The 26,395-nt window shown below is 63.4% G+C and carries 27 protein-coding genes and 1 pseudogene; 8 read left to right on the forward strand and 20 right to left on the reverse strand.

Annotation, left to right across the window (positions count from 1 at the left end):
- Window positions 1–2: 2 nt before the first annotated feature.
- Window positions 3–302, reverse strand: a complete 300-nt coding sequence (locus OE747_RS19910; RefSeq protein WP_263830226.1) for a hypothetical protein — start codon at window positions 300–302, stop codon at window positions 3–5.
- Window positions 303–529: 227 nt separating this feature from the next.
- Here OE747_RS19910 and OE747_RS19915 point away from each other — a divergent pair, with 227 nt between their 5' ends.
- The 3 genes from OE747_RS19915 to tatC are packed head-to-tail and all read left to right on the forward strand — an operon-like array spanning window position 530 to window position 2,133.
- A complete protein-coding gene (locus tag OE747_RS19915; RefSeq protein ID WP_263830227.1) occupies window positions 530–745 on the forward strand; it encodes a twin-arginine translocase TatA/TatE family subunit in 216 nt (71 codons plus the stop codon).
- A 6-nt stretch (window positions 746–751) separates the two neighbouring features.
- Window positions 752–1,210 carry a Sec-independent protein translocase protein TatB gene (gene tatB, locus OE747_RS19920; RefSeq protein WP_263830228.1) on the forward strand — a complete coding sequence of 153 codons (459 nt, stop codon included), beginning with the start codon at window positions 752–754 and terminating at the stop codon, window positions 1,208–1,210.
- Window positions 1,207–2,133 carry a twin-arginine translocase subunit TatC gene (gene tatC, locus OE747_RS19925; RefSeq protein ID WP_263830229.1) on the forward strand — a complete coding sequence of 309 codons (927 nt, stop codon included), beginning with the start codon at window positions 1,207–1,209 and terminating at the stop codon, window positions 2,131–2,133. Before tatB ends, tatC begins: the two co-directional genes overlap by 4 nt.
- A 49-nt stretch (window positions 2,134–2,182) precedes the next feature.
- Here tatC and OE747_RS19930 read toward each other — a convergent pair whose 3' ends face one another.
- The 3 genes from OE747_RS19930 to OE747_RS19940 form a co-directional block, all read right to left on the reverse strand.
- Window positions 2,183–3,766 (reverse strand): adenylate/guanylate cyclase domain-containing protein, encoded by a 1,584-nt coding sequence (locus tag OE747_RS19930; RefSeq protein ID WP_263830230.1) that lies wholly within the window; start codon window positions 3,764–3,766, stop codon window positions 2,183–2,185.
- 152 nt (window positions 3,767–3,918) lie between these two features.
- Entirely contained in the window at window positions 3,919–4,650 is a 732-nt protein-coding gene (locus OE747_RS19935; protein ID WP_263830231.1) for an LrgB family protein, read from the reverse strand.
- A complete protein-coding gene (locus OE747_RS19940; RefSeq protein ID WP_263830232.1) occupies window positions 4,643–4,993 on the reverse strand; it encodes a CidA/LrgA family protein in 351 nt (116 codons plus the stop codon). The genes OE747_RS19935 and OE747_RS19940 overlap by 8 nt, the downstream gene beginning before the upstream one ends.
- A 189-nt stretch (window positions 4,994–5,182) precedes the next feature.
- Here OE747_RS19940 and OE747_RS19945 point away from each other — a divergent pair, with 189 nt between their 5' ends.
- Window positions 5,183–6,025 carry an ATP-binding protein gene (locus OE747_RS19945; RefSeq protein ID WP_263830233.1) on the forward strand — a complete coding sequence of 281 codons (843 nt, stop codon included), beginning with the start codon at window positions 5,183–5,185 and terminating at the stop codon, window positions 6,023–6,025.
- A gap of 1,089 nt (window positions 6,026–7,114) precedes the next feature.
- Complete coding sequence (locus OE747_RS19950) at window positions 7,115–8,644, forward strand: caspase family protein (RefSeq protein WP_263830234.1); 1,530 nt, start codon at window positions 7,115–7,117, stop codon at window positions 8,642–8,644.
- Window positions 8,645–8,673: 29 nt separating this feature from the next.
- Here OE747_RS19950 and OE747_RS19955 read toward each other — a convergent pair whose 3' ends face one another.
- The 7 genes from OE747_RS19955 to OE747_RS19985 form a co-directional block, all read right to left on the reverse strand.
- Entirely contained in the window at window positions 8,674–9,318 is a 645-nt protein-coding gene (locus OE747_RS19955) for an SDR family NAD(P)-dependent oxidoreductase (RefSeq protein ID WP_263830235.1), read from the reverse strand.
- A gap of 41 nt (window positions 9,319–9,359) precedes the next feature.
- Window positions 9,360–9,608 carry a hypothetical protein gene (locus tag OE747_RS19960; protein WP_263830236.1) on the reverse strand — a complete coding sequence of 83 codons (249 nt, stop codon included), beginning with the start codon at window positions 9,606–9,608 and terminating at the stop codon, window positions 9,360–9,362.
- Window positions 9,609–9,707: 99 nt separating this feature from the next.
- Window positions 9,708–11,195, reverse strand: a complete 1,488-nt coding sequence (gene purF, locus OE747_RS19965; protein ID WP_263830237.1) for an amidophosphoribosyltransferase — start codon at window positions 11,193–11,195, stop codon at window positions 9,708–9,710.
- A 101-nt stretch (window positions 11,196–11,296) separates the two neighbouring features.
- Window positions 11,297–11,857 (reverse strand): Hint domain-containing protein, encoded by a 561-nt coding sequence (locus tag OE747_RS19970; protein ID WP_263830238.1) that lies wholly within the window; start codon window positions 11,855–11,857, stop codon window positions 11,297–11,299.
- A 237-nt stretch (window positions 11,858–12,094) separates the two neighbouring features.
- The gene (locus OE747_RS19975; RefSeq protein ID WP_263830239.1) at window positions 12,095–12,649 is read right to left on the reverse strand and encodes a CvpA family protein; all 555 of its coding nucleotides are present in this window, start codon (window positions 12,647–12,649) and stop codon (window positions 12,095–12,097) included.
- A gap of 42 nt (window positions 12,650–12,691) precedes the next feature.
- Window positions 12,692–14,053: a DNA repair protein RadA gene (gene radA, locus OE747_RS19980; protein WP_263830240.1), complete on the reverse strand. Its 1,362-nt coding sequence runs from the start codon at window positions 14,051–14,053 to the stop codon at window positions 12,692–12,694.
- A 167-nt stretch (window positions 14,054–14,220) separates the two neighbouring features.
- A complete protein-coding gene (locus OE747_RS19985; RefSeq protein WP_263830241.1) occupies window positions 14,221–14,664 on the reverse strand; it encodes a paraquat-inducible protein A in 444 nt (147 codons plus the stop codon).
- A 109-nt stretch (window positions 14,665–14,773) separates the two neighbouring features.
- Here OE747_RS19985 and OE747_RS19990 point away from each other — a divergent pair, with 109 nt between their 5' ends.
- Complete coding sequence (locus OE747_RS19990; protein ID WP_263830242.1) at window positions 14,774–15,217, forward strand: acyl-CoA thioesterase; 444 nt, start codon at window positions 14,774–14,776, stop codon at window positions 15,215–15,217.
- Between the two features lie 9 nt (window positions 15,218–15,226).
- Here OE747_RS19990 and OE747_RS19995 read toward each other — a convergent pair whose 3' ends face one another.
- The 4 genes and pseudogenes from OE747_RS19995 to OE747_RS20010 all read right to left on the reverse strand — a co-directional run bounded on the left by OE747_RS19995 (window position 15,227) and on the right by OE747_RS20010 (window position 18,860).
- A complete protein-coding gene (locus OE747_RS19995) occupies window positions 15,227–15,976 on the reverse strand; it encodes an ABC transporter ATP-binding protein (RefSeq protein ID WP_263830243.1) in 750 nt (249 codons plus the stop codon).
- A complete protein-coding gene (locus OE747_RS20000) occupies window positions 15,973–16,755 on the reverse strand; it encodes an MlaE family ABC transporter permease (RefSeq protein WP_263830244.1) in 783 nt (260 codons plus the stop codon). The genes OE747_RS19995 and OE747_RS20000 overlap by 4 nt, the downstream gene beginning before the upstream one ends.
- An 89-nt stretch (window positions 16,756–16,844) precedes the next feature.
- A pseudogene (alr, locus tag OE747_RS20005) lies at window positions 16,845–17,876 on the reverse strand (alanine racemase); the annotation flags it as partial.
- Between the two features lie 30 nt (window positions 17,877–17,906).
- Complete coding sequence (locus OE747_RS20010; protein ID WP_263830245.1) at window positions 17,907–18,860, reverse strand: isopenicillin N synthase family dioxygenase; 954 nt, start codon at window positions 18,858–18,860, stop codon at window positions 17,907–17,909.
- 209 nt (window positions 18,861–19,069) lie between these two features.
- Here OE747_RS20010 and OE747_RS20015 point away from each other — a divergent pair, with 209 nt between their 5' ends.
- A complete protein-coding gene (locus tag OE747_RS20015; RefSeq protein WP_263830246.1) occupies window positions 19,070–19,822 on the forward strand; it encodes a sulfite exporter TauE/SafE family protein in 753 nt (250 codons plus the stop codon).
- Window positions 19,823–19,838: 16 nt separating this feature from the next.
- Here OE747_RS20015 and OE747_RS20020 read toward each other — a convergent pair whose 3' ends face one another.
- From OE747_RS20020 to pyrC, 4 genes are all read right to left on the reverse strand, one after another.
- Complete coding sequence (locus OE747_RS20020; RefSeq protein ID WP_263830247.1) at window positions 19,839–21,092, reverse strand: tetratricopeptide repeat protein; 1,254 nt, start codon at window positions 21,090–21,092, stop codon at window positions 19,839–19,841.
- A 245-nt stretch (window positions 21,093–21,337) separates the two neighbouring features.
- On the reverse strand, window positions 21,338–22,828 hold the full coding sequence (locus tag OE747_RS20025) for a replicative DNA helicase (RefSeq protein ID WP_263830248.1): 1,491 nt from the start codon (window positions 22,826–22,828) through the stop codon (window positions 21,338–21,340).
- A 196-nt stretch (window positions 22,829–23,024) separates the two neighbouring features.
- On the reverse strand, window positions 23,025–23,702 hold the full coding sequence (locus OE747_RS20030) for an orotate phosphoribosyltransferase (RefSeq protein ID WP_263830249.1): 678 nt from the start codon (window positions 23,700–23,702) through the stop codon (window positions 23,025–23,027).
- Between the two features lie 77 nt (window positions 23,703–23,779).
- Window positions 23,780–24,820, reverse strand: coding sequence for a dihydroorotase (gene pyrC / locus OE747_RS20035; RefSeq protein ID WP_263830250.1), 1,041 nt, complete (start codon window positions 24,818–24,820; stop codon window positions 23,780–23,782).
- Between the two features lie 105 nt (window positions 24,821–24,925).
- On the opposite strand from pyrC, the gene OE747_RS20040 reads away from it, so the two are divergent.
- The gene (locus tag OE747_RS20040) at window positions 24,926–25,369 is read left to right on the forward strand and encodes an SRPBCC family protein (RefSeq protein ID WP_263830251.1); all 444 of its coding nucleotides are present in this window, start codon (window positions 24,926–24,928) and stop codon (window positions 25,367–25,369) included.
- Here OE747_RS20040 and OE747_RS20045 read toward each other — a convergent pair.
- Complete coding sequence (locus OE747_RS20045; RefSeq protein WP_263830252.1) at window positions 25,360–26,319, reverse strand: phosphoadenosine phosphosulfate reductase; 960 nt, start codon at window positions 26,317–26,319, stop codon at window positions 25,360–25,362. The two genes, OE747_RS20040 and OE747_RS20045, sit on opposite strands and share 10 nt — an antisense overlap.
- Between the last annotated feature and the right edge of the window lie 76 nt (window positions 26,320–26,395).

Genomic DNA, 26,395 nt, shown 5'->3' on the forward strand with positions numbered 1-26,395 from the left:
GATCACATCCGCCAGTGCACCGCCTCGTGCCGCATGCTCAGGCTGTCGGGGGCAATGGCAGTCATCAGCGCCGCCGCGCAATCCGCAGTTTCGAAGGCGCGCGCGGCCGCCTCGGCCGCCGCCGCATCGGTCCAGACCACACAATCGGTCCAGCGCCCGTCGGCGCCCCGGCTCAGCCTGCGGTGCACAAAGCCGGGCAGGGCGCGCACAAAGTCCTCGGTCTGCCGGCTCAGTTCCACAAAACGCGCGGCGCTGACATCGGGGTTCAGCGCGAAGGTGACGATCTCGACGGTCTCGGTCATGGGATATCCTCTTGTCCATGTTGCGATGCTCCCGTGATAGCCACCTTCAACTGACATAAACCTGTCAGGAGAGGCAAGCCCCCCCGGCAAAATCGTAATATTCATCACAAAGGCGGCGCCCGGCGGGCGCCTTCCCCTTTGCGGCAGCACGCGCGCCCGGTAGACCGGACGCCAGACACATTCCCGGAGGCGCACTCGCGCTCCGCTGACGACAAAGGAGATCATCCATGCTCAACAATATCGGCCTTCCCGGCCTTCTGCTCATCGCCGTCGTGGTCCTCGTGCTGTTTGGCCGTGGCAAGATCAGCTCGCTCATGGGCGAGGTCGGCAAGGGCATCACCGCCTTCAAGAAGGGCGTGAATGACGGCACCAAGGAGCTTGAGGACGACGCGGCCCTGGCGGCCAAGGACGTCTCGCCCGAAACCGACAAGGACAAGGCGTAACCGCAGATGTTCGATCTGGGCTGGAGCGAGCTTCTGGTGATCGGCGTTGTGGCGCTGATCGTCGTGGGGCCCAAGGACCTGCCCGTGCTGTTCCGCAATGTCGGGCGCTGGGTCGGCAAGGCCCGGGGGTTGGCGCGTGAATTCAGCCGGGCGATGAACGATGCCGCCGACGAGGCCGGGGTCAAGGATATCTCGAAGGGGCTCAAGGCCGCCACCAACCCGGTGGATTCGGCGCTCGACGGGGTGCGCAAGGCCGCCAGCGACCTGCGCACCGGCGTGGACCCGACCAAATACGACCCCGGCACCGAGACCGGCAAACTGGCGACCGAGCGGGCCGAACAGGCCAAGAAGATCCAGGCCGCTACCGCCCGCGCCGCCGCGGAACGTCGCCTGCGCGAGGCCACGGCCGAGCTTGAAAAGGCCAAGGACGCCGAGGCCGCGCTGAAACCCGGAACCGAGACATGAGCAAGACAGACGAGATCGACGACACCTCTGCCCCGCTGATCGAACACCTGGCCGAGCTGCGCACCCGTCTCATTCGCGCGGTGATCGCCTTTATCGTCGGGATCGTGCTGGCCTTTGTCGTGGCCGAGCCGATCCTCCAGTTCCTCCTGGCGCCGATCGAGGCGACCCTGCGCGAGCTGGGCGACCCGTCGCCGACGCTGCAATACACCTCGCCGCAGGAATACCTGTTCACCCTGTTCCGCATCTCGATGGTGTTCGGCTTTGCGCTGGCCTTTCCGGTAATCGGCTACCAGCTCTGGCGCTTTGTCGCGCCGGGACTCTACCGCTCGGAAAAAGGGGCGTTCCTGCCCTTCATGATCGCCTCGCCCTTCATGTTCCTCTTGGGCGCGTCATTCGCGCAATTCGTGGTGACACCGCTGGCGATGCAGTTCTTTCTGGGCTTTGCAGATGTCAGCTCGATCTTCGCCAACCTGTTGTCGGGGGCTGCGGGGGATGTGCCCGCGGATGTGGCGGTGGTTCCCGAAACCTCCGACGGGGTCCGGATCACCTTCTTCGGCAAGGTCAACGAATCGCTCGACATCACGCTCAAGTTCATCATGGCCTTCGGCCTCTGCTTCCAGCTTCCGGTTCTGCTGACCCTGATGGGCAAGGCCGGGCTGGTCAGCGCCGAGGGGCTGGGCAGCGTGCGCAAATACGCCGTGGTGGCGATCCTGATCCTGGCCGCTCTGGTCACGCCGCCGGATGTGGTGACCCAGCTCATCCTCTTTACCGTGGTCTATGGCCTCTACGAGATCTCGATCTTCCTGGTGGCCCGGGTCGAAAAGAAGCGCGAGGCGCAGTTGCGCGCCGATGGCTATTATGACGACGAACAGGAATTCGACGATCCGCTGATGGCCGAATTCGACGAAGAAGAAAGCAAGTAGGCGCCACGCGTCCGAGACCCCAAAAGGCGCGCCGCCCTGGCGCGCCTTTTCACGTCTGCGGGCGAGGGACCGGCTCTTTCTTCGGCCCGGGCTGTTGCAGTCGTCCGGCCAGCCACCAGGTTTCCACCGGACCGACTCCGTTGACCTCGACCCGACCCCGTGGCTCGAACCTGTAGTTGGCCCGCAACTGCTCCTGTACCGGTTTCGTCGCCTGTATGCGCCCCGGTTCGCCATGGCTCTCCATGCGGCTGGCGATATTCACCGTTTCGCCCCAGATGTCATAGAACAGCTTCTGGTGGCCGATCACACCGGCCACCGCCGGCCCGGCATGCAGGCCGATCCGGATGTCCACACCACCGGCAAAGGTCCGGGCGACCTCCAGCATGTCCAGCGCCATTTCCGCGACCCTGTGCACCGGATCGTCGCAGGCCTCCGGCGCGCCCGCCGCCACCATGTAGGAATCGCCGATCGTCTTGATCTTTTCCAGCCCGTGCCGTTGCGCCAGCTCGTCGAAGACCGAGAACAGGCCATTGAGGAAGTTGACGATTTCCTCCGGCGTCATCTTGGCCGCGCGCGGGGTAAAGCCCTCGATATCTGCAAACAGGATCGCCACCGATGGCAGGCTGTCCGCGATTGTCCTTGTCGGATCGTCCTTGAGCCGGGCGGCGATCTGCTCGGGCAACAGGTTGCGCAGCAACCTCTCGGACCGCGCGTGTTCGGTGGCCAGCTCCGCCCGTTGCGCCTCGACCTTTGCATAGAGCTCCCCCAGCCGTTGGCTGGTCGCGTTCACATCGCGGGCCAGATCCCCCAATTCGTCCCGGTTGGGAACCGTGACCCGCATATCGAACTGCCCTCCCGCGATGGCACCAAGCGTCTCGCCGATCCGCCGGACCGGCCAGATCAGCGAGCTTGAGAACGCATAACCCAGCAGAAACGCGGCACCAATCGCGGCCAGAGCCGAGGCAATGACCATCTCGCGCGAGGATTCATAGGCCAGCGCCGTCGTGCGCGCCGTTTCAGCCATTTCCGCTTCGATGTCCTGAACCTTGGAATAGGCGCCACGCTGCATCCGCAGGGCGATGGGCAAGAAGGTCTGGCGCGCGATGGCGCCTGCCGACTTGTAATCCTTGCTCTCGCGCAGGGTGCCTGCACGCCGGGCAATCTCCTGCAACCGCTTTGCATTTGCCCGCTGCGCCGAGATTTCTGCAGCGTCCGGCTGCCCTGCGCGCCCGATGGTCCGGAGCCCCTGACCGGTGTGAAGCACAAGGTTATTTGTGCCTTCGATCAGAAGAAACGAAGTGTTACTGAAGAAACTGCTGGCTTTCTGCCGCTGCACGTCGTTCGGATCAATGGCCATCGCGGTGGCCAGGGTCACAAGATCGCTCAGGTAAACATACTGATCGTTGAAGAACGCGATGCGTGCCTGATCGCGCAACAACTTCTCGGTCCTGTCGTTGGCCTGCCGCAGTGTTTCCAGCCCGATCCAGGCCAGCCCGGCCATCAACAAAGTGACGCCCAGAAAGGCCGATAGCAGCTTCAGCCGGATCGAAACCGACAGACCTGCAATCGAACGAACCAGGATGTTCGGCCGGGGTGTCGTCTCGTCCGCGTGGTGATCTGGTGATTGCGGCAATGTCCGCCTCCCCAAAGCCCTGCCACTTCAACTAATCACACCGGCAGAGCTGAGACAAACGTCCGGGGCAAATACGCAAGGCCAAATGGCTTTCCCGATCTTGCCCGCCTGTGGCGATCAAACCACAAATCCCAAGAGACGCACAGGCCGCGTCAGACCAGACCGAACCGCACAAGCAGTGCCCAGAGCAAGGGTAGCAGCAGCGCGGTGGCCACCGCGTTCAGCCCCATGGCCAGTCCCGAAAACGCGCCCGCCGTCTCGTTCACCTGCAAGGCCCTCGCGGTGCCGATGCCGTGGCTGGCTGTGCCCATCGCCAGCCCGCGCGCCTGCCAGTCGCGGATGCCCAGCAGGTTCAGCAGCATCGGCCCGAACATGGCCCCGAAGATCCCGGTCACGATCACCAGCACCGCCGTCAGCGAGGGCAGCCCGCCCAGTTGCTCGGCAATGGCCATCGCCACCGGCGCCGTCACCGATTTGGGCGCGACCGAGGCCAGCAGCGCCTCCGATCCGCCCATCAGCCGGGTCACCGCAACCGCCGTCAGGATCGCCGTCAGCGACCCGCACAAGAGGCTGACCGTGATCGCCAGCGCCGAGCGCCTGACCCGGTGCCATTGACGATAGAGCGGCACTGCCAGCGCCACGGTCGCCGGGCCCAGCAGGAAATGCACGAATTGCGCACCCTGGAAATAGGTGCCGTAATCCGTCCCCGTCAGCACCAGCACCGCCACCACGATCAGCACCGCGCCCAGCACCGGGTTCAGGAACGGGCTGCGGCCTCCCCGCTCGAACAGCCAGCTTGCCGCCTGAAAGGCGACCAGCGTCAGCGTCAGGTGAAACAGCGGCGAGGCGCTGAGATAGACCCAGGTTTCGGCCAGACTATCCATCGCTCGGCTCTCTCCGGCCCAGCCAGCGCATCAACAGGCCGGTCACCGCGATGGTGGCCAGCGTGCTGACGACAAGCGCCACGCCCAGCGGCACCAGCGCCTCGCCCAGGAGCCGGAAATGCAGCATCACCCCGGTCCCCGCCGGCACGAACAGCAGCGACATCGCCCGCAGCAATCCTCCCGCCGTCTGTTCCAGCGCCTCGGGCACCTCGCCCCGGATCATCAGGAGCGCGAACAGCGCCAGCATGCCCAGCACCGGCCCCGGCACCGGCAGGTCCAGCGCGCCCACCGCCAGCTCTCCGGCCAGCTGGCACACCAGTATCAATGTCAGGAACCCCAGCATCACGCCCTCCGCTTGCCCCGGACTTGCAGAGTGTCAGTGGGGTCCGCGCGGATCAAGCCGTCTCGCGCCTTGTCTGAGGCTGTACAAAACGGTCAATTCCCCCTCTGGAACAGGTACAAAACGGTCAATCCGGCCCTTGCCGCGCCGCCGCGAACATGGTTTCTGTGCCCGACCGCAGGGAGGAGAGACATGGACAACGACGCGCTCAACCGCATTGCCGAAGCCCTCGAACGCATGGCGCCCGCCCCCCTGCGCGCCCCCGATTTAGCCAGCGCGCCCGCCTTTGTCTGGCATGTCGGGCCGGAACGGCTGGAACCGGTGCGCGATGTCAGCCGGGTCGATCTCGACCTGCTGGTGGGCATCAACCGCTCGCGCGATACGCTCCTGGACAACACCCGCCGTTTCGCCGCCGGGTTCAAGGCCAACAATGCACTTTTGTGGGGTGCGCGCGGCATGGGAAAATCGAGCCTGGTCAAAGCGGTGCACGGCACTCTTCAATCTGAGTTCCCGGATCTGAAACTGGTCGAGCTTCAGCGCGAGGACCTGCCCTCGGTCGCCCGTCTGCTGAACCATCTGCGCAGCGCATCGCAGCGCTTCATCCTGTTCTGCGACGACCTGTCGTTCAGCCATGACGACCAGCATTACAAGTCGCTCAAGGCGGTTCTGGATGGCGGCATCGAGGGACGGCCCGAGAACGTGGTGTTCTATGCCACCTCCAACCGCCGTCACCTGATGCCCCGCGACATGATCGAAAACGAACGCTCCAGCGCCATCAACCCCTCCGAGGCGGTCGAGGAAAAGGTTTCGCTTTCCGACCGCTTCGGTCTCTGGCTAGGCTTCCACCCCTGCGATCAGGACGAATATCTTGCGATGATCGACCGCTATTGCGCTGCATATGGTGTGTCCGTCGCACCCGAGACCCTGCGCGCCGAAGCCATCGAATGGCAGGCCACGCGCGGCGCCCGCTCCGGCCGCGTTGCCTGGCAATTCTTCGTCGATCTGGCCGGACGGCAGGGCGTCAGGTTTGAATGAAACGCTTGGGTGTAGGTGTAGGGTTGTTCCGGTTTATTGGAGCCAGTGATCGTCATTTTGAAATAAACGCTGCTTCGCTGAATCCAATAAATTATTGATCTATGCTCAGTCTAATTCGCTCAGCAAACAAAAGTCAGAGACTTAGTTGAGAGACGCTGAGTGCAAATACTACTCCTAGTGCTTGTCATAGTAAATCAAGCAGGTCATATTCTGTCGGGCTGCTGGAAAGTCCAAGGATTATTTCGCTGACTGTTTCGCATCAGCAATGGTTCGACGAGGTTCTCCTGCAGCTTCCAGGCCAACAACAATTTACTTAGTGGAGCTGCTTTCTCTTCCAATAGATGGCGCCATATTCTCAGCAATATGACTGATATCCAAATCCTCAATCGCTTCAACTTGTTCGCCCGTCAGGTGTCCGCCGTCAAGTTTCTGCCGTTAGCACGTATATATTCCTTCCGCCGGTGATGGTGATAACTATTATGGTTGTGTGGATTTAGTCGAGGTAGTATAAATATTGTTAATTTTCAGTTTCCCATGTTTGTGATACTGACTGCAACCGGATGAAGAGGGGCGTGCCCATGAAAATAGTTAGCCGACTTATCTTCATTTTGGTTTGGTCGTGTTTTTGTTATTGGGTGTTGAGAGGGGCGGTTGTACCGGATGCAATTGAGCCTTTGGTCGTGGGTTTGATGGCGATGATACTGCTTCGGTTTTACAAGTTTTGCTCCGGAAAGTTAAAGGATGGAGAATTGAATTGAGTGCACAACAAGACTTTGGCCTGAGTTGAAACTACGGACTGTGAATTTTACATGGTCTGTTAACGAAACAGATGCGAAATATGGTTTGCATAGGGATGACTGCGAGGGAATTCGATCGATCTTCATAAACTCTGTGCCACTTGCGTCCTTGTACGTTTGTCGACTTTATTTCCTCTCGTCTTACATTGTGCACTCTCGGTCCGTGTTATCTGGCAGTTCTTCGTCGATCCGGCCGGACGGCAAGGCGTGGCGATCTGATCCGGTCCGGTTGATCGGTAACCGACACTGTGGCAGACTGAACCGAACCTCTCTTGAGGGGGGGAGGGATTTTATGCTCAGACTTGTCTTTGCCCTGTTTTTCAGCCTGTTGCCCGCCGTTCTTTGGGCAGAGAAGGTGGCCCTGGTCATCGGCAACGCCTCCTATCAGAACGTGGCGCCGCTGGCCAATCCGGGCCGCGATGCCGAGGCGGTTTCGGCGGCGCTGAGCAGGCAGGGGTTCGAGGTGGTCAAGGTCACCGACCTGACCCGCAGCGCGCTCTACAACACCCTGCGCGAGTTTCGCGACAAGGCCGACCGCGCCGAGGTCGCCATGGTCTATTACGCCGGTCACGGGATCGAGGTCGGCGGCCAGAACTTTCTGATCCCGGTCGACGCGCGCCTCTCGGACGAGCGTGATGCCGACCTGGAGATGATCGGCATGGACGTGGTCCTGCGGCAACTCTCAGGGGCGAAAAAGCTCAAGATGGTGGTGCTGGACGCCTGCCGCGACAACCCGTTTGTCCAGAAGATGCAGCGCGAGAACCGTGGCCGCAACGTGGGTCAAGGTTTGGCCATCGTCTCCAACGCCGAGGCCGCGACACTGATCGCTTACGCCGCCGCCGCGGGCGAGGTGACGCCCGATGGTCTGGCGGGCCAGAACTCCCCCTTCACCTCCGCCTTTCTCAAGGCGCTGGATCTGCCTCCGGCGGATGTGCGCATCCTGCTGGGTGCGGTCCGGGACGAGCTCAACCGCACCGTGCCCGGCGCGGTTCCTTTCGTCTATTCCTCGCTGGGGGCCGAACAGGTGGTGATCAATCCCAATTCGGCCGAGCCAGCACCGGCACCCGTGGTGGTGGAAACACCGGTGGTGAATGACGAAGAGCAGATGCTGCGCGACTATGCCAAGGCGGAGTTCACCGGCACGGTCGAGGGGTGGGATGTGTTCCTTGAAACCCACGCGGCCCAGTCTTCGCAGCTTCTGTACTTGCTGGCGCAGCGCACGCGCAGCCAGTTGGCAAGCCAGCAGGTCGCTGCCCTGCCGCCGCAAACCGGCACCACAGAGCGTACCTCGGCCCCGCCGCCGGTGACCGCGCCCGTTGCCCCGCTTGTCGAGGAACAGAAACAGGCCGCTGTCCAGCTCCCGGTCACCCTTGAGCCTCAGCCTGTGCCCGAACCACCGGCGCCCGTGCTGAGCCGGGACGAGCTGAAGCGGGCGGTGCAAGCGGCGCTCAAGGACCGGGGGTGCTATCGCAGCTCGGTGGACGGCATCTGGGGGCGCGGCTCGCTGGCTGCTCTGGTCCGGTTCAACAAGGCCGCCGGAACCGATCTGCACCTCAACAGCAATTCTGACCCGGAAGTCTTCGCCGCGGTGCTGGAACAGGTCGAGCAGAACGAAGAGGTGATCTGCGTCGTGGCCCAGCCCGCGCCAAAACCGGCGCGAAAAACAACCGCGGCACGCCAACCGGCAACCACAGCAACCGCCCCCGCGCCAGCACCGGCGAAACCTGCGGCCAAATCCGGAGCGCCGACATGCCGTCCAAAATACGGCACCCTCTACGGATCGGACGGATCGCTTTCCGTCGGCCTGCCGCTCTGCCGCTGACGACGCAGCGCGCCGGACAGCAGCGAGGATTACAGCAGCGAGACGAGACGCGCGGCCTCTACGGCGCAGGGCGTCAGGGCCTCGCGGTCCTCTCCCGGAAAAAACCGGGCGCGCAGCGCGGTTGGCATCGGCGCAGGTGCCAGGATGGTCACGCGGGGACCGGTCCGCCCGGTCTCGGCGGCCCAACTGCAGGCCAGCGCCATCTGCGCCGCCTTGGTCGCGCCATAAGCGCCAAAGAACTTCTGGCCTGCGCGCGGATCGTCGAAAAACACCGCCTGGCCGGTTTCTCCCAGCAGGGGCGCGACATAGGGGATCAGAACCGATGTGGCGGTGGCGTTGACCGCGACCGATTTGGTCCAGTCCTTGGCATCGACAAAATTCGCCGGGCTCAAGGGCGCGGCGTGGATGGCCGTGTGCAGCCACAGGTCGAGCCGACCCCAGCGATCGTGAATGCCCCGGCAGAGCGTCGCCATCGCGGCCGGGTCGGTCACGTCCATCGGCGCCAGCGTCGCGCTGCCGCCGCGCGCCTTGATCCGATCGTCCAGTTCCTCCAGCGCGCCGGTGGTGCGGGCCACCGCCACGATATGATGGGTGGGGGCCAGCGCTTCGGCCAGCGCGGCGCCCAGACCGCGCGAGGCGCCGGTGATCAGGGCCAGTTTGGTATCTTGTGTCATGCGCGCGGTTTGACCGCGCCGAGCCCGCCCGTCAAGTGCGTTCAGCTGCCGGGGATGCTGACCCGGCGGGTCTGGCCACCATGCCGCAGCATCAGACCGTCGTCGTCAATGGCAACGATCTCGCCCGCGCGCAGCTTGTCGCCGGGCGCCACCTGTTCGACCTTGCCGCCGGGCAGACGCACCAGGGCGCGCATGTCATCTGCGGGGCCAAAGATGCCCAGGACCGTCAATGCGTTCTTCTGAATGTCGGCGGCCTGAGTTGCCGCCGAGCTGACCTTGCTGTTCGCCATCGATTCGCCTGTCTGTCTGCTTTGCCCCGGCGCCTAACAGGCAGGGCGAGCAAGGACCAGAGGCGCCACGCTTATGAGCAGGAAGCCGCCGCGCGTGGTTTACTCCGCAGCCTTGAGCGCGAAACCCTTGTCGATCATGTCGGACGGCGTGACCGGGTATTCGCCCGAGAAACAGGCGTCGCAATATTGCGGGCAAGCCTTGTCGCGGCCCTTGCTCTCGCCCACGGCGCGGTAAAGCCCGTCGAGCGAGATGAATTTCAGGCTGTCGACCCCCAGATGTTCGCGCATCTCGTCCTCGGTCATGGTCGCGGCCAGCAGTTTTTCGCGTTCGGGCGTGTCGACGCCATAGAAGCACGGCCAGGCGGTGGGCGGGCTGGCGATGCGGAAATGCACCTCCTTGGCGCCCGCATCCAGGATCATGTCCTTGATCTTGCGGCTGGTGGTGCCGCGCACCACCGAATCGTCGACCAGGATCACCCGCTTGCCACGGATCAGCGCCCGGTTCACGTTCAGCTTCAGCCGCACGCCCATGTTGCGGATCTGCTCGGTCGGTTCGATGAAGGTGCGGCCCATATACTGGTTGCGGATGATCCCCATCGCGTAGGGAATGCCGCTTTCCAGCGAGAAACCGATCGCCGCAGGGGTGCCGCTGTCGGGCACCGGGCAGACCAGATCGGCCTCGACCGGGCTTTCCTTGGCCAGTTCGCGGCCGATCGCCTCGCGCGTTTCATAGACGCTGCGCCCGCCCAGAATCGAATCGGGGCGCGAGAAATAGACATGTTCGAAGATGCAGAACTTGGACGGCTGCGGGCGGAAGGGGAAATGGCTCTGCACCCCGCTTTCGGCGGTGATCACCACCATCTCGCCCGGTTCGATCTCGCGGATGAACTCGGCCCCGATGATATCCAGCGCACAGGTTTCCGAGGACAGCACCCAGCCGTCGCCGATCCGACCCAGCACCAGCGGCCGCACGCCCAGCGGGTCGCGCACGCCAATCAGCTTGGTGCGCGTCATCGCCACCACCGAAAACGCGCCCTCGACCCGGCGCAGCGCATCCTCCATCCGCTCGGGGATGTTGCGCTGCAAGGAACGGGCCATCAGGTGGATGATGCATTCGCTGTCCGACGAGGATTGAAAGATCGAGCCGCGCTCGATCAGTTCCCGCCGCAACGCATTGGCATTGGTGATGTTGCCGTTATGGGCAATCGCCGCGCCGCCCATGGCAAACTCGCCAAAGAACGGTTGCACGTCGCGAATCTGGGTCTGCCCCTTGGACCCGGCGGTGGAATAGCGCACATGCCCGATGCCCAGCGGGCCGGGCAGGGTCTCCATCACCGTGGTCGAGGTGAAATTGTCGCGGACATAGCCAAAGCGGCGGGCCGAGTTGAACCCCTGGACCGGGTCATGGGTGACGATGCCGCCCGCCTCTTGTCCCCGGTGTTGCAAGGCATGCAGGCCAAGCGCCACGAAACTGGCGGCGTCCTGAACGCCGATCACCCCGAATATCCCGCATTCCTCGCGCAGTTTGTCGTCGTCAAAGGGATGGGCAATGGGAAAGCGCGGGGCGGGCGTCTGCGGGCTTTGCACGGGGGCAGCTCCGATTCCGTTTCAGGTCAGGCCACCACATAATGCCTCAAACCCCGGCTGTCACGAAAGGATCATGAATTCTTTTGCCGCACCTGCATCTTTCACGCGGCCAGGTCGGCCCCCAATGCGCCGCCGCTCATCATCAGCAGCAGTGCCCGGGCCTGACCATAATTCAGCCGCTTGTAATGAGCCTCGCCATCCGTGCCGGGGCAGAGGACGCGCAAACCGGTCTGCGCCCAGACCAGCTCCTCTGTTGCAAAGCGCGGCACATAGGTGCGGGTATGGGCGGGCGCGATACGGTGCACGCCTTGAAAACCGGCAAGTGCGCCTGCCGGAACCAGCACCATCGGTACTCCGAACAGCCGGTGGCAATCCCGCCCGTTCAGCGCCAGATACTGGCTTTCGGTCAGGGTCAGGTCGGAACAGGCACCAAAGGTGCCGCCCGGAACCCGCCAAAGCGGCGCGTCGTCCTGTTCGCGGCTTTCCAAGTTCAGTACGGCGCGAAAACCGCCATCCCCCATGGCGACACGGTCTCCGGCCCGCAGCCGTTCAACCGGCATCCAGCCTTGGGTGGTTTCAATCAGCGTGCCACAGGTCATCCCGGCGAGGGGGAGGTCAACCGGGGTGAATTCGGCAAAAGCGGTGTGGTGGGAAAGCAGCATCTGGGGGGTCCTCCTGTCGCTGAGGTCTGTTCTGGACTGCCCCCAAGTTGGCTTCGCAATTCCGCCGAATTTTCGACATGATTGCGGCCAAATCAAAGAACCGTTTCCCCTTCGCGGACAGAGCCCGCACCCGGACGGGTATTCCCGGACTTCAGCGAACGCGGGGCAAGATCCTGTTAACCAAGAAAAAACCCGCGCAAGCCGTTGCGCGGGTCGATTCGCTTCGCCGGGGGCGGATTACTTGGCGCAGGTGCCCACCAGGTTCTCGTATTGCTGGGTGATCCAGCCCAGGGCCTGCTCGGGGTTCTGTTCCTCGATCTTGCCGGTCATCCGGGCAAAGACCTGTGCCGAGCGGCTCTCGTCGACGATGGTGAAACTCTGCCCGGTCATGACGGTGTCATAGACAAAGAAGGCGATCGCAACCAACAGGATGCCGCGCGCCACGCCAAAGATGAACCCCAGCGCCTGATCCAGCCCGCCAAGCGCCGAGCGCTGCACCAGCGACGAGAACAGCGGGGTAAAGAAACTCACCACCACCAGCGCCACCGCAAACACCGCGGCAAAGGCCGCAATGACCGACAATTCGCAGCTGTCGGTCAGGAACTCGCCCACCACCGGCAGCTCCCGAATGAGCGGCATCGCCTTAGGGGCAAACAGAAAGGCCAGAACAGCCGCCGCGATCCAGCCCGCAATGGCCATCGCCTCGCGCATGAACCCACGCGCATAGGCCAGCAGAGCCGACAGCACGATGATCAGGGCCACGACCCCGTCGATGATGGTGAAACCTTCCATGGCCCTCGCCTGTTCGTTCCTTGGTGCCCGCTGGGGGCGATACTATCCCGCCCCGAAGAACTCGCCTACGAATCCCACCAGATCCGACGGCCGTTTCAGGGCGATATCCGTCCCGACGGCGGTCTTGCCGCCCGCCGGGGCGATGGCAGAGGTGAAACCAAGTTTTTGCGCTTCTTTCAACCTGTTTTCGGTCTGACTGGCCGGGCGCAGGGCGCCCGAGAGGGAAATTTCGCCGAAAACCACCGTATCGGCGGGCAGCGCCTGATCTTCACGTGCACTGAGAAGTGCCGCGGCCACCGCCAGATCGGCGGCGGGTTCCGAGATCTTGAGCCCGCCCGCCACGTTCAGATAGACATCGAGCCCGGCAAAGGGGATGCCGCAGCGCGCCTCGAGCACGGCGAGGATCATCGCCAGCCGCCCGCCATCCCAGCCCACCACTGTACGGCGCGGCTGGCTGTGGGGCGAGGGGGCGACGAGGGCCTGCAACTCGACCAGCACGGGCCTTGTGCCTTCGATCCCGGCAAAGACCACCGAGCCGGGACTGGGCGTGCCGCGCTCGCTGAGGAACAGGGCAGAGGGGTTGGTAACCTCGGCCAGGCCCGCGCCGGTCATCTCGAAGACGCCGATCTCGTCGGCGGCGCCGAACCGGTTCTTGACGCTTCGCAGGATGCGGAACTGATGGCCGCGCTCACCCTCGAAGTAGAGCACGGTATCGACCATATGCTCGACCACGCGGGGCCCGGCGATCTGACCGTCCTTGGTGACATGGCCGACCATGATCACCGAAACGCCGGTGCGCTTGGCGAATGTGGTCAGCTCATGCGCCGAGGCGCGCACCTGGGACACGCTGCCCGGCGCGCTGTCCACATTGTCGGCCCACATGGTCTGGATCGAATCGATGATCACAAGACCCGGTTTCTCGGCCTCGAGCGTGGTGAGGATGTCGCGCAGGTTGGTTTCGGCGGCCAGTTGCACCGGCGCATCCGCCAGGCCCAGCCGTCTTGCGCGCATGCGCACCTGGGCGCTGGCCTCTTCACCCGAGACATAGAGGGTTTTCAGGCCCTTGCGGGCAAAGGCGGCGGCGGCTTGCAACAAAAGCGTCGATTTGCCAATGCCCGGATCGCCGCCCACCAGGATCGCCGAGGCGGGCACCAGCCCGCCGCCCAGCACCCGGTCAAGCTCGTCTATCCCCGAGCACGCGCGCGGCGGCGGGGTCTCGTCCGAGGCCAGATCGGTAAGCGTGACGGCCCGGCCCCGCTTGGCGCCCAGCGATGTCTTGGCCGGGCCGACCGACAGGCCCGCGTCCTGGCTGATGGTGTTCCATTCGCCGCAGCCTTCGCAGCGGCCCGACCATTTGGTGAAGGACGCCCCGCAGGCGGAGCAGGAGAAAGAGGGTTTTGCCATATGCGCTTAGTGCCCTGTCTTTGGCGACACCTCAAGAGCGGAGCGCTCCCGCCCCCCTCGATGCCCCTGCGGGCCACCTGCGGGCGTTGGGCCGGGCGCCGCTGGCGCGGCGGTGTCTTGCGAGGCTCTGCCTCGCGCTCCGGGATATTTGGAGCAAGAGGAAGGGGTTATGGTGCCTTTTGCCTCTGGCGCTCGGTGAGAAGGCCCAGCGCGATCGAGGCCAGGATGCAGCCGGTGAAGAGATAGAGGCCCCAGGCGACCTCTATGGTCGCATAGGAGATGCCCTTGGCCAGGGTAATGTAGAGCGCGATGAGGAAGATATCGGCCATGGCGAGCTTGCCCAGCACGTGCAGGGCGGGTTGGGCACGCGGATCGAGCAGGTTCCACTGGATCAGGGCGGTGCCGATGGTCTTGAGATAGGGGGCGAAGAGGGCGAATGCGGTGACGATCAGCGCCAGCGCCACATCCGAGGCCCAGAGGCTTTGCAGCCCGGTGATCACGCTGATCTCAGAGAGGCCGAAGATCGGCAGCAGCCCCGCCCGCATCAGCGGCGCGAACCAGGCGATGGGGTAGAGGACCAGCAGCGAGAGGGTGGCGAGGCGGAGGGTCATCGGAATGTCTCGTTGTTTGCGACGACCGACCTAATCAGCCATCCACATGGCCACAAGCCTTGAGCGGTGTGAAACCTGCTATCATGAACGGGGAAAAGAGGAGGTGGTCATGTCAGATTTTGTGTCGTTCCGCTCGGTGGTGGATCCGTCGGATTGCGATTTCCTGGGCCATATGAATGTCTCGCGCTACTTCGCGGCCTGTTCTGATGCCGTTGTTGCGGTCCAGTCCGAAATGGGGCTGACCGCCAGTGACATGCGGGGCGGGAGGCGCCTGTCCTTTGCGGTGGTCCATGCCGACAGCAATTTCCTGGCGGAACTGGCCGCCGGAGACGCGATCTACATGCGGACCAGCGTGGTTGAGTTCGGCGGAAAGTCCCTGACCTTCCGGCATCGGTTGTTCCGGGCCGCGGATGGAAAAGAGGCGTTCCATACGCTGTTCAAATGCGTGCTGCTCAACCTCGAGACCAGGCGCGCCGAAACACTGCCCGAAGAGGTGCGCAGCAAGGCTCTGGAATGGGTGGAGGAGGGGTTTACCGGGATGCCGGGCGTTTAGCGTCTGGCCTCAGCGGACCGCCTCAATCGGCCCTTCCGCACGACCGTGGATGAACTGGTCCAGATAGGGGTCGCCGCTGTCGTCCATCTGCGCCACCGGGCCGGTCCATTGGATCACCCCGCCATGCAGCATCGCCACGTTGTCGGCAATCGCGCGGACGCTGGTCATGTCATGGGTGATGGTCATCGCGGTGGCGCCCATCTCGGTCACGATCTCGCGGATCAGCTCGTTGATCACACCGGCCATGATCGGGTCGAGACCCGTCGTGGGCTCGTCAAAGAAGATGATCTCAGGCTCGGCGGCGATGGCGCGGGCGAGGCCCACGCGTTTCTGCATGCCGCCCGAGAGCTCGGCGGGCAGCCGGTCGGCCACATCCGGTTTCAGGCCCACGCGGCGCAGCTTCTCGATGGCGATGGCGCGGGCCTCGTCAACCGGGCGCTTCAGCGAGCCGCGCAGCAGGCGAAAGGCCACATTCTGCCATACGGGCAGCGAATCGAACAGCGCGCCGCCTTGGAACAGCATGCCAAAGCGGGCCAGAAAGGCGTCGCGGTCGCCGGTATCGGCGGCATCCTTGCCATCGACATAGATCTTGCCGCTGTCGGGCCTGATCAGCCCCAGCACACATTTCAGCGCCACCGACTTGCCGGTGCCCGACCCGCCGATGATCACCGTCGAGGTGCCGCGCGGCACCTCGAGCGTCATCCCCTGCAAGACGCGGTTGTTGCCAAAGGCCTTGTGGACATTCTCCATCCTGATCATATCGAGAAGAACACCCCCGTGAGTACAAAGTTGGCGGCCAGGATCAGCACCGCCGCCGCCTCGACCGAGCCTTTGGTGGCACGGCCCACGCCTTGGGCGCCACGGCCCGAGTTCATGCCATAGTAACAGCCCATCACCGCCGCGATGACGCCGAACACGGCGCCCTTGACCAGGGACGAGACCACGTCGCGGGTTTCCAGGAAATCGACGGTGTTTTGCAGATAGGCGGCGGCGTTGAAGCCGAGGTTCTGCACCGCCACCGTATAGCCACCCATGATGCCGATGATATCGCCGATGCCCACCAGCACCGGCACCGTGATCAGCGCCGCCAGCACCCGGGGCGCGGTCAGGTATTTCATCGGATGGGTCGACAGCGTTACCAGCGCGTCGATCTGCTCGGTCACCTTCATCGTGGCGATCTCGGCCGCGATGGAGGAGGTCACACGCGCCGCGATCATCAGCCCCACCAGCACCGGTCCCAGCTCGCGCACCATACCGATGGCGACGATCTGCGGCACCACCGCCTCGGCATTGAACCGGGCGCCACCGGCATAGATCTGCAAGGCCAGCGCGCCACCGGTGAAGATCGCGGTCAGGCCCACCACCGGCAGCGACAGCCAGCCGATATTGAGCAGCGCCACCCCCAGCTCGCGCGGGTAATAGGGCGGGCGCAGGATGTGGCTGGCCGCGTCCAGGGTGAACAGGGTCACGCGCCCGAAACTGGCCATGACGGACAGGACCAGCCGTCCCAGGCGTGCCAACAGATCAAGTGGGTTCATTCCGCGGCGCTTTCCGAGATAAGGCCGGGACGGACCCGTTGCAGCTTGTCGCGGATCGATTCGACCGCGCGCTCGGCGGCCTCGGCCCGCGCCAGATAGGTCCGCCGGTAGCGTTGTCCCAGCGAGGTCAGAATTTCATACCCGATGGTGCCCGCCGCCTCGGCCAGATCATCGACGGTTTGCAGCCGGTTGAGCAGTTGCAGCGTATCGGGTTCGTGATCCAGATCGGTGATGTCGACGGTGATCAGGTCCATCGAGACGCGCCCGACGACCGGGCAGGCGGTCTTGCCGGCATAAAGTTCGATGCCGCGCCCCAGCGCCCGGTGCAGCCCGTCGGCATAGCCCGCCGCAACGGTCGCGATGCGGCTGGGCCGGGTGGCGGTCCAGGTGTTGGAATAGCCCACGGTCTCTCCCTCGGCCACGTCACGTACCTGGATCACCGGCAGGTCAAGCGTCACCACCGCCTTGGCCTCGTCAAAAGGTTCGCCACCATAAAGCCCCACGCCCGGGCGGCACATGTCAAAGTGATAGTCAGGCCCCAGCAGGATGCCACCGGTGGCGGCGAGCGAACGGCGAACATCAATTTCGCCCGTCATCTCCTTGAAAAGACGAAGCTGTTTCTGGTTCATCTCATGTCCGGGCTCGTCGGCGCAGGCCAGATGAGACATGATCAGGACCGGTTTCTGGCCCAGGGCGATCTCGCGCAGTTGTGTCCAGTCTTCGGGTTCCAGCCCCAGCCGGTTCATGCCCGTGTCCAACTGGATGCCAAACCCGTGGCCCGGCAGGCGCTCGACATGGCGCAGCATCTGATCGACCGAGTTGATCATCGGCGTCAGCGCATGAGCACGCAAGATACTGGCGTCGCCCTCCATATGCCCCGAGAACACACCGATCATCGGGCCGGGGCCTACCGCCTTGCGCACGGCCACGCCTTCCTCGGCGGCGGCGACAAAGAAGCTGCGCGCGCCCGCCTTGGCCAGATGGGCCGCGACGCGGCCCGCGCCCAGCCCATAGCCGTTCGCCTTGACCACGGCGGCGGTCTCGGTCCTGGTGCGTGCATCCAGCGCCCGCCAGTTATCGGCAAGCGCGTCGAGGTCGATGGTCAGATGTGCGGTGCTCATATCCCGTTCATGCCATGGCAAGGCCAGAGGTCAAGGGGAAACGCCCGGGCCGCTGGCGGGTTTATGCGCATCATAGGCCGCTTCCAGTTCCGACCGCAGGAAATCGGCGAATTTCAGCGGCGGGAACTTTGGCGTGCCTGTCCCGGGCAGTGGCTCAATCACCGTGTTCACATGCGGATCGTAGAAGAACGGGCAACTGTACCGTTCGCGGCCCGACCGATTGATCACCCGGTGCGGCGTCGACAAGAGCCGCCCGTTGGACATCCGGTGTAACATGTCGCCCACATTGACGACAAAGCTGCCCGGCAGGCGCGGAACATCCACCCAGTTGCCAGCCGGGGTTTTGACCTGCAAACCGCCGACATCGTCCTGCACCAGCAGGGTCAAACAGCCGAAATCGGTATGCGGGGCCGAGCCATAGAGGTCCTCGGGGCTGGCTGCCGGTTGCGGCGGATAGTGCAGCAGGCGCAGCCAGGTGGTCGGGGTCTCGAAGGCGCGCATCACATATGTGTCAACAACACCAGCGGCTTGCAGGGCAATCCTCATCAATCGATTACCCAGGGCGCTCATCGCCGCGGCATAGGATTCCAGCGTGTCGCGGAATCCCTCCAGCTCGGGCCAGCGATTCGGGCCGGACAGGTAGGTGCCCGGATCGGCCACCGCATCCTCGCGCATCATCATGAAACTGGCCGACTGGTTCGGTCTGGTCACGGTGGCAAGGGTCGAGTTCACGTCGGTCGAGCTGTTGATCGGGATATAGCCGCGATGGCTGCGGTCCACTGCCACCGCCACTTTCCGCTCCATCGGCAGCGCGTGAAACCGGCGCGAGGCGTCGAACAGCGCCTCGATCAGGTCGGGGTCGATGCCATGCTCGGTCACATAGCCAAAGCCGGTGGTGCCATAGGCGGCGCGGAACTCGGCGGCGATCTCGGCGTCAGGGCGCTGGCCCAGCCGGATGACGGGGATTTCTGTAAATTCGGTCATGTCTTTCTCTCTTTGCTGGTCAGGGGAACGGGCATGCAAGACCCGTCGCTAACCGGCAAAGCGCTTGCGGCGGTGGCCGAAATGCCGGGCCAGGATCATCCGGCGCGGCAAGGGGGAAAGACGCGACATCATATGTAGATCAGTGACAAGCGGCCGGGTTGGCGTCAAGCCCCTTGCCAGCGCGCGGTCTTAGCGCTCAGATGCGGCGGATGGCCCTGCCTGACCCGATCACTACCTGTGTGCTGTTTGCCGTGGCCCTGCTGGCCGGGGCGCTGAACGCTGTCGCGGGGGGCGCCACCTTTTTCACCTTTCCTGCGCTGATGGCAGTCGGGCTGCCACCGATGGTGGCAAATGCCACCAATTTTGTGGCGCTGGTCCCCGGAAATCTCGCTGCGCTGCCCGCCTATCGCGCCGAGCTGCGCGTTATCGGCCGCGCGCTCTGGCCGCTCTTGGCGGTCTGCGGTGCGGGCGGGGTGCTGGGCGCGCTGTTGCTGGTGGGGCTGGGCGGCGGCCTCTTCGAGCGTCTGGTGCCCTGGCTGATGGCCAGCGCCACCGCGCTCTTCGCCTTTGCCCCGCGCCTGCGCCGCTGGCTCGCCGCCCGGTCGCTGGGACAGGGGGCCGTCTGGGCGATGCTGTTCCTGTTCTCGGTCTATGGCGGTTATTTCGGCGCCGGTCTGGGCCAGATCATGCTGGCGGCGCTGATCCTGGCGGGTTACGAGGACTTCCACCAGGCCAACGCGGTCAAGAACGCGGTCATCGGCTGGATCAGCGTGCTGGCGGTGGCGATCTACGGCCTCAGCGCCGCCGTCGCCTGGCCCGAGGCGCTGGTAATGATGGCGGGCGCCACGCTGGGCGGCTATGGTGGCGGCACGCTGGCCCGGCACATCCCGCAGAGCCTGTTGCGGGGCTGGGTTATTACCTTTGGTTTGGCCCTGACTGTGTTCTATGCGCTCCGCGGGTGACAGTTCCGCACCGCGCCTACGGCCCGAAGTACCTTGAACGATGGTCTTTCTGGTCTGCCTGCGACAGCGCCTCGAACATTCGGTCGTAGCACTGATCGTCAGCAAAGCATGCCTTCAACCGATCCTTGGGCTCATCCCGCAGGTTGCCCTCGTCATCATATATGTTTGCGGTCTCGGCAAAAATCTCCAAAGACTTTCTCAGCTTGGCATTGGGCTGCTTGTCCCCTCTCCATGATTGATCGAACTTCGGGCTGATGGTGTCCACGAAGGACAGGAAGTTTGAGACTGCCTGTTCCGTTCTTCCAGCCTTGCGAAAGACCTGGCATCCTTCGAAGAACGCTTGTTCGGGGTGTTTCTTGAGAAACTCAAGAACCAGAGGTTCGTTGATTGCCTCGATAGCCTCGTCTTGCTGACCGGCGCGTGCCAGTTCGAATGCCTCTCTCATTGCCGCAACCGCCACAAGTTGACCAGGAGGAGCACTGGCAGCATCCCGGTCAGCAATAGCCGCCGCAGTGTTTCCCGCCAACAAGTGCGCTCGGGACCGCAGGGACCGAAAATACCTGTTTTCAGGTTGTATCTCAATTGCCTGGTCAAGATAGCCGATGGCGGCCTTGTAGTTGCCGTTTTCCTTCAATTCGATCTCGGCGAGTTGCATCAACAGGCCGCTGGCCTCTCTACGCTCAGACTTGGGGAGCTTTGCAAGCGCAGCCAACAGGCTTTCTGTGGTATTCTCGTAGCTTGGGGTCGATTGCCAGCGATACAGCCACGACTTGCCTTCATGAGCCGAGGCCTTTTCCTTGCGGCTCGACCATGGGCTGGCAATGACGCGGTCGCAGGCGGCCATATCCTTCTTGTGAACCGACCAGCAGGCTTCAAGATTTCTGGTGGTGCTTGCCAGAGTCCAGAAAACGATCGGGATCGCCACGCCAATCAGAAAGACCAGAAGGAGCGGCCTGTTCGAGATACGGCCATCCATGATGCGCGAGGGCAACAGGATCGTGTTTACGAAGAGGGGCAGGCCCGAAGTTATCCAAAGCAGTACAAAGAACCCACCCAGGCCATCACCCCAATCATGGCAACCGCCGATGAGAAAACAAAAGAATGCAACACTTGGCTCAAGAAAAATAAAGAAGGTCAACGGGTAAGACAACAAGGAGATCAGCGCGCGCTGCCAACTGCAATCTCTGATCACCCGAAAGAAAGAGACGAGTGACACAATCATTAGGGGAAACCAGCCGAAGACAACAAGTATCTCGAACAATACAGTCATTCGCCGTCCCTTGCCTCCTCAATGAAAGCTAAGTTGCGACCAGGATTAGATGCTTTGACATAGATCAGTATTGGTCTGGCTGAACGCCTTTGGTCCAATCACCAAATTGGGCCACCGTCAGGACGTTGCGTTCAGTAGCAGGTCGGTAGGGTGGGCAGTCTTGCCCACCATTGCCGAGTCCCGGAAATTCTTCGCACGCGCGGTGGGCAGAACTGCCCACCCTACAGCCGCCGACCCGCGGCAGATCAGTACCCTTCGATCTCGCCGCCCTGTTGCCAGGGCTTCACCAAGTTGCCAAAGCGGGTGAACTGCGCCTCAAACGACAGCTCGACCGTGCCAATCGGGCCGTGACGCTGCTTGCCCACGATCACTTCGGCCTTGCCATGCAGCCGCTCCATCGCGGTCTTCCACTCTTCCATCTTGTCCAGCTCGTGATCGCCGGGCTTCTCGCGTTCCTTGTAATATTCCTCTCGGAACACGAACATCACCACGTCGGCATCCTGCTCGATCGAACCCGATTCCCGCAGGTCGCTCAACTGCGGCCGCTTGTCGTCGCGGTTCTCCACCTGACGCGAGAGCTGCGACAGCGCGATGACCGGGATGTTCAGCTCCTTGGCGATGGCCTTCATCCCCATCGAGATCTCGGCGATCTCGTTCACCCGGTTCTCGGCCATGCCCCGGCACAGCTGGAGATAGTCGATCACCAACAGGTCCAGCCCATGCGTCCGCTTCAGCCGCCGCGCCCGGGCGGCAAGCTGGCTGATCGGCAGGGCGGGCGTGTCGTCGATGAACAGCGGACAGGCCTCCAGATCCTTGGCGGCGTTGACGAACCGGCGGAACTCGCCCTCGGTCATGTCGCCCTGGCGGATCTTGTGGCTGGAGATTTCCGAAGCCTCGGCCAGAACCCGGCCCGCCAGCTGCTCGGCGCTCATTTCCAGGCTGAAGAACCCCACCACGCCGCCATCCACCGCGCCTTCGGTGCCATCATGGCGCAACCCGCGCTTATAGGCCTTGGCCACGTTAAAGGCGATATTGGTCGCCAGCGAGGTTTTCCCCATCGATGGACGCCCGGCCAGGATGATCAGGTCGGACGGGTGCAACCCGCCCAGCTGCTTGTCGAGATCGACCAGCCCGGTCGAGATCCCGGCCATGCCGCCGCCGCGCTGATAGGCCTGGTTTGTAACATTGACCGCCTCGGTCACCGCCTTGAGAAAGCTCTTGAATCCGCTGTCGGTCTGGCCCTGCTCGGACAGTTTGTACAGCTTCTGTTCGGCCTCGACGATCTGCTCCTTGGGCTCGCTGGCCACATCGACGCGCGCGGCCTTGTCCGAGATGTCGCGCCCCAGCCGGATCAACTCGCGCCGGATCGCCAGGTCATAGATCATCTGGGCATAATCGCGTACGGCGAATGCGCTGATCGAGGCACCGGCGAGATTGACCAGGTAAGCCGCGCCACCCAGTTCCGCCAGGCCCGCGTCCTCGGCCATGAAGGATTTCAGCGTCACCGGCGAGGCCAGCGCGTTCTTGGCGATGCGGGCGGCGGCCACCTCCCAGATCCGGGCATGTACCGGGTCATAGAAATGCTCGGAGCCGATGATATTGGCGACCCGGTCATAAAGGTCGTTATTGGTCAGGATCGCGCCCAACAACTGCTGCTCGGCCTCAACCGAATGCGGCATGGTGTCCGGGTTCTGGACTTCGGCAGTTGCCTGTCCGATTGTGGTGATCTCGTTCATGTCTGCTCTACCGCCTCTTGGGTCAGAGGTCATAGCCGAGCGTCGCGAGTCGGCCAAGTTGTATGTTTTCTGGGGATATGCTGTGCATATCTCCGCACCCCCCGTATCTTGAAGGATCAGCAGGGGGTACGTCAATATCTGGTGGGGCGGCAGGGTTTTTCGGCCAAGAACCGCCCGGATGCCGTCGCGTCGGGCGTCAGCGTTTGTTGGCGGCCTGCCAGGCGCGCGGATCCTTCAGGAAGGCCTCAACCCCGCTCAGCGTGACCTCGTCAAAGGCCTCTTGCGCGCGGGCCTCGGCCAGCACATCCCACCAGGTGCAGAGGTAATGCAGCGCAACCCCGTGATCGCCCAGCGTCTTTTCCGTCTCGGGGAAGATGTCGTAGTAAAAGATCACCGCCGTATGGCCACAGCTTGCGCCGGTCTCGCGGATCGCATCGACGAACGAGAGTTTCGAGCCGCCATCGGTAGTCAGATCCTCGACCAGCAGCACCCGCTGACCTTCGCTCATCGCGCCTTCAATGCGGGCATTCCGGCCATAACCTTTAGGTTTCTTGCGCACATAGGTCATCGGCAGCGCCATCCGCTCGGCCACCAAAGCGGCAAAGGGAATACCCGCCGTCTCGCCGCCTGCGATATTGTCGAAGGCCTCGAAACCGGCGTTCCGCATCACGGTGACGGTCAGGAAATCCATCAGCGTCGAACGGATGCGCGGAAAGGAGATCAGCTTGCGGCAGTCGATATAGCTGGGCGAGGGCAGGCCCGAGGCCAGGATATAGGGCTCTTTGGTGTTGAAATTCACCGCGCCGATCTCCAACAGCATGCGGGCGGTCAGGCGGGCGATTTCTTCGCGGGTCGGGTAGGTGGCAGGGATCATGGTCAGGTTCCGTTTTTCATGGGCGGGACCAGAATTTTAAGTAAAATTCTGGGACAAATTCTTCGTTGAAGAATTTGTTACCCGGTCACCCTCCAATGCAGCGGGAAGCCGGGATCGAAGACGGTGACGGTGTGCTCCCCGACGGGCAGGGTCTTGGGGATGTCGAGCGGGTCAAGCTTGCCGAGGGTGATCGTGTCGGTATTGACGGGCAGGCCATAAAAGGCGGCACCGTGCAGCGAGGTGAAGCCTTCCAGCTTGTCCAATGCGCCCGCTTCTTCGAACAGATGCGCCAGGCAGGACAGCGCGATGGGCGCGGTGAAACAGCCCGCGGCACAGCATTCGGCCTCTTTTGCATGGGTCGGATGGGGCGCGCTGTCGGTGCCGAGGAAATAGCGGGCATCCCCCGACGTTGCGGCAGCGACCAGCGCCTCGCGGTGCTGACGGCGTTTGAGGATCGGCAGGCAGTAGTAATGCGGGCGCATGCCGCCCACCAGCATGTCATTGCGGTCGAACATCAGGTGCTGGACGGTGATCGTCGCCCCCAGATCCTCGGGGTTGGCGGCTACGTAATCGGCTCCGTCCTTTGTGGTGATATGCTCCATGATCACGCGCAGCCCCGGTGTCGCGCGGCGGATCGGGTCCAGCACCCGGTCGATGAACACCGCCTCGCGGTCGAAAATGTCGATCTCGCGATCGGTGACCTCGCCATGGACGCAGAGCGGGCAGCCGATTTCGGCCATCCGTTCGAGCACCGGCCGTACCTTGTCAAAATCCTTCACGCCGCTGGCGGAATTGGTGGTGGCGCCCGCTGGGTAGAGCTTCACCGAGGTGATCAGCCCGCTCGCATGCGCCGCCGCCAGATCGTCGGGATCGGTCTGCTCGGTCAGGTAGAGCGTCATCAGCGGCTCGAAACTCATTCCCTCGGGCAGCGCGGCCAGGATCCGGCCGCGATACGCGGCCGCCTGCGCCCCGGTCACCACCGGCGGCACCAGGTTCGGCATGACGATGGCGCGGGCGAAATGGCGCGCGGATTCGGGCAGGACGGCAGCCAGCATGGCGCCGTCGCGCAGATGCAGGTGCCAGTCGTCGGGGCGGCGGATCGTGAGGCTCTGGGTCATGCCGCCCCGCTAGCACAGCTGCGGCATCCGGGGAAGGGGGCGAGGCAATTTGCGCGGTTCTCAGCGACCCGCGCGCGCGGCAGTCTGGCCCGACAGGGGGACGTGATGCGCCGCAGGCTGACACTGGAACATACCTATGACACCGATCCCGACCGGCTGTTCCGGCTGGTCACCGATCTCGACACGCTGGATGCGGTGATCCAGCCGTGGATGCGGCTCGATCATCTGCCTTCCGGCCAGGTACGCCAGGGACAGATCATCGATGTCGACCTGTCGCTGCTGGGTCTGTTCCCGTCGCAACCCTACCGGATGGAGGTGACCCTGTTCGACGCCGCCGCCCGGCGCATGACATCCGAGGAGATCGGCCATGGCATGCGCCGCATGGTCCATGAGCTGGAGGTGCGGCCGCAGGGCGGCCGTGCCCGCCTGATCGACCGGATCGAGATCGAGGCCGCAGGCCCGATGGCGCCACTGATTCTGTTCTGGCTGCGGATCACGCATCATTGGCGGCATCACATCCGCAAGCGTCTGCTGAAATCTCAGACCTGACCGGGCGGCGGCGTGAACTTGCCCGCGCGCGCGTCCTCTTCCAACTCTTCCAGACGGCGGCGGAACCGCCGCGCCGGCATCCGCGCGATCACGTTGCGGCAGACCACCATATTCAGATAGGGCCGGTTCTGCCGATCAAGTACGGCCACCAACCCTTTGAGATAGCGGGGATACGACCGGCGCGCGCGGTAGAGCTGAAAGAAGCTGCGCGAATTCAGCTTGCCGGATCCCGCCAGGATCAGGATGCGATAAAGCAGGCTCATATCCAGAAGCCGCGCCTGCAACTCGGCGCCCATATAGCGCATCCGCAGCCGGGTCACATTCGACCGCTGGAACAGGGTGGCATGCATCGCATCCAGCGTTTCGGCCGGATCGTAAAGGACAAAGGCATGGTCGGCCGCATCCAGCATATCGGGGGCATAGCCATAGCGGTCGGTAAACGACACCCGGCGCATCTCGGTGAACCGGTCGTCCCATTCGGTCATGCGCGCATCCAGCGTCGCCTGCGGCTGCACCGCCACCACGGTGGCCCCCGGCGCGGCCACCGAAAAGGCTGCCGCTGCATAGCCACAGGGGCCCGCGCCATAGAACACGACCCGGTTGAAATCCTCAAAGAACCCGTCGTCGATCAGCCGGTCGAAGAAGCCATAGACTTTGGGGTCGCGAAACCATGTGTCCCCCTCGGAAATGATGCACAGATGCGACCAGCCCTTGGACTTCACCAGTTCGAACCCGAACGGCTGATGGGTTTCCGACATGGCACGGATGCCTTCGGCGGTCTCGAAGGTCACGATCAGCGTGGCATCACGGTCGATGAAGGTCGCGAAATGGCGCTCGCCCAGATCCTGGGCCATGCCTTCGGCCTCGGCCTGTTCCAGAAGCTTCTGCTTCCAGACTTCGCGGCGGAATCCGGCGATGGAGTCGTCGATGCTTGTCTGTGCGTCCTGCATAACTGATCCTCGAACCTCCGGCCTCGCGACGGACCGGTTACGGGATCAGGATTTATCGGTGAATTGAGGCCAAATT

This window comes from Ruegeria aquimaris, from assembly GCF_025751555.1.
In the GTDB taxonomy this organism is placed as follows: Bacteria; Pseudomonadota; Alphaproteobacteria; order Rhodobacterales; family Rhodobacteraceae; genus Ruegeria_B; species Ruegeria_B aquimaris.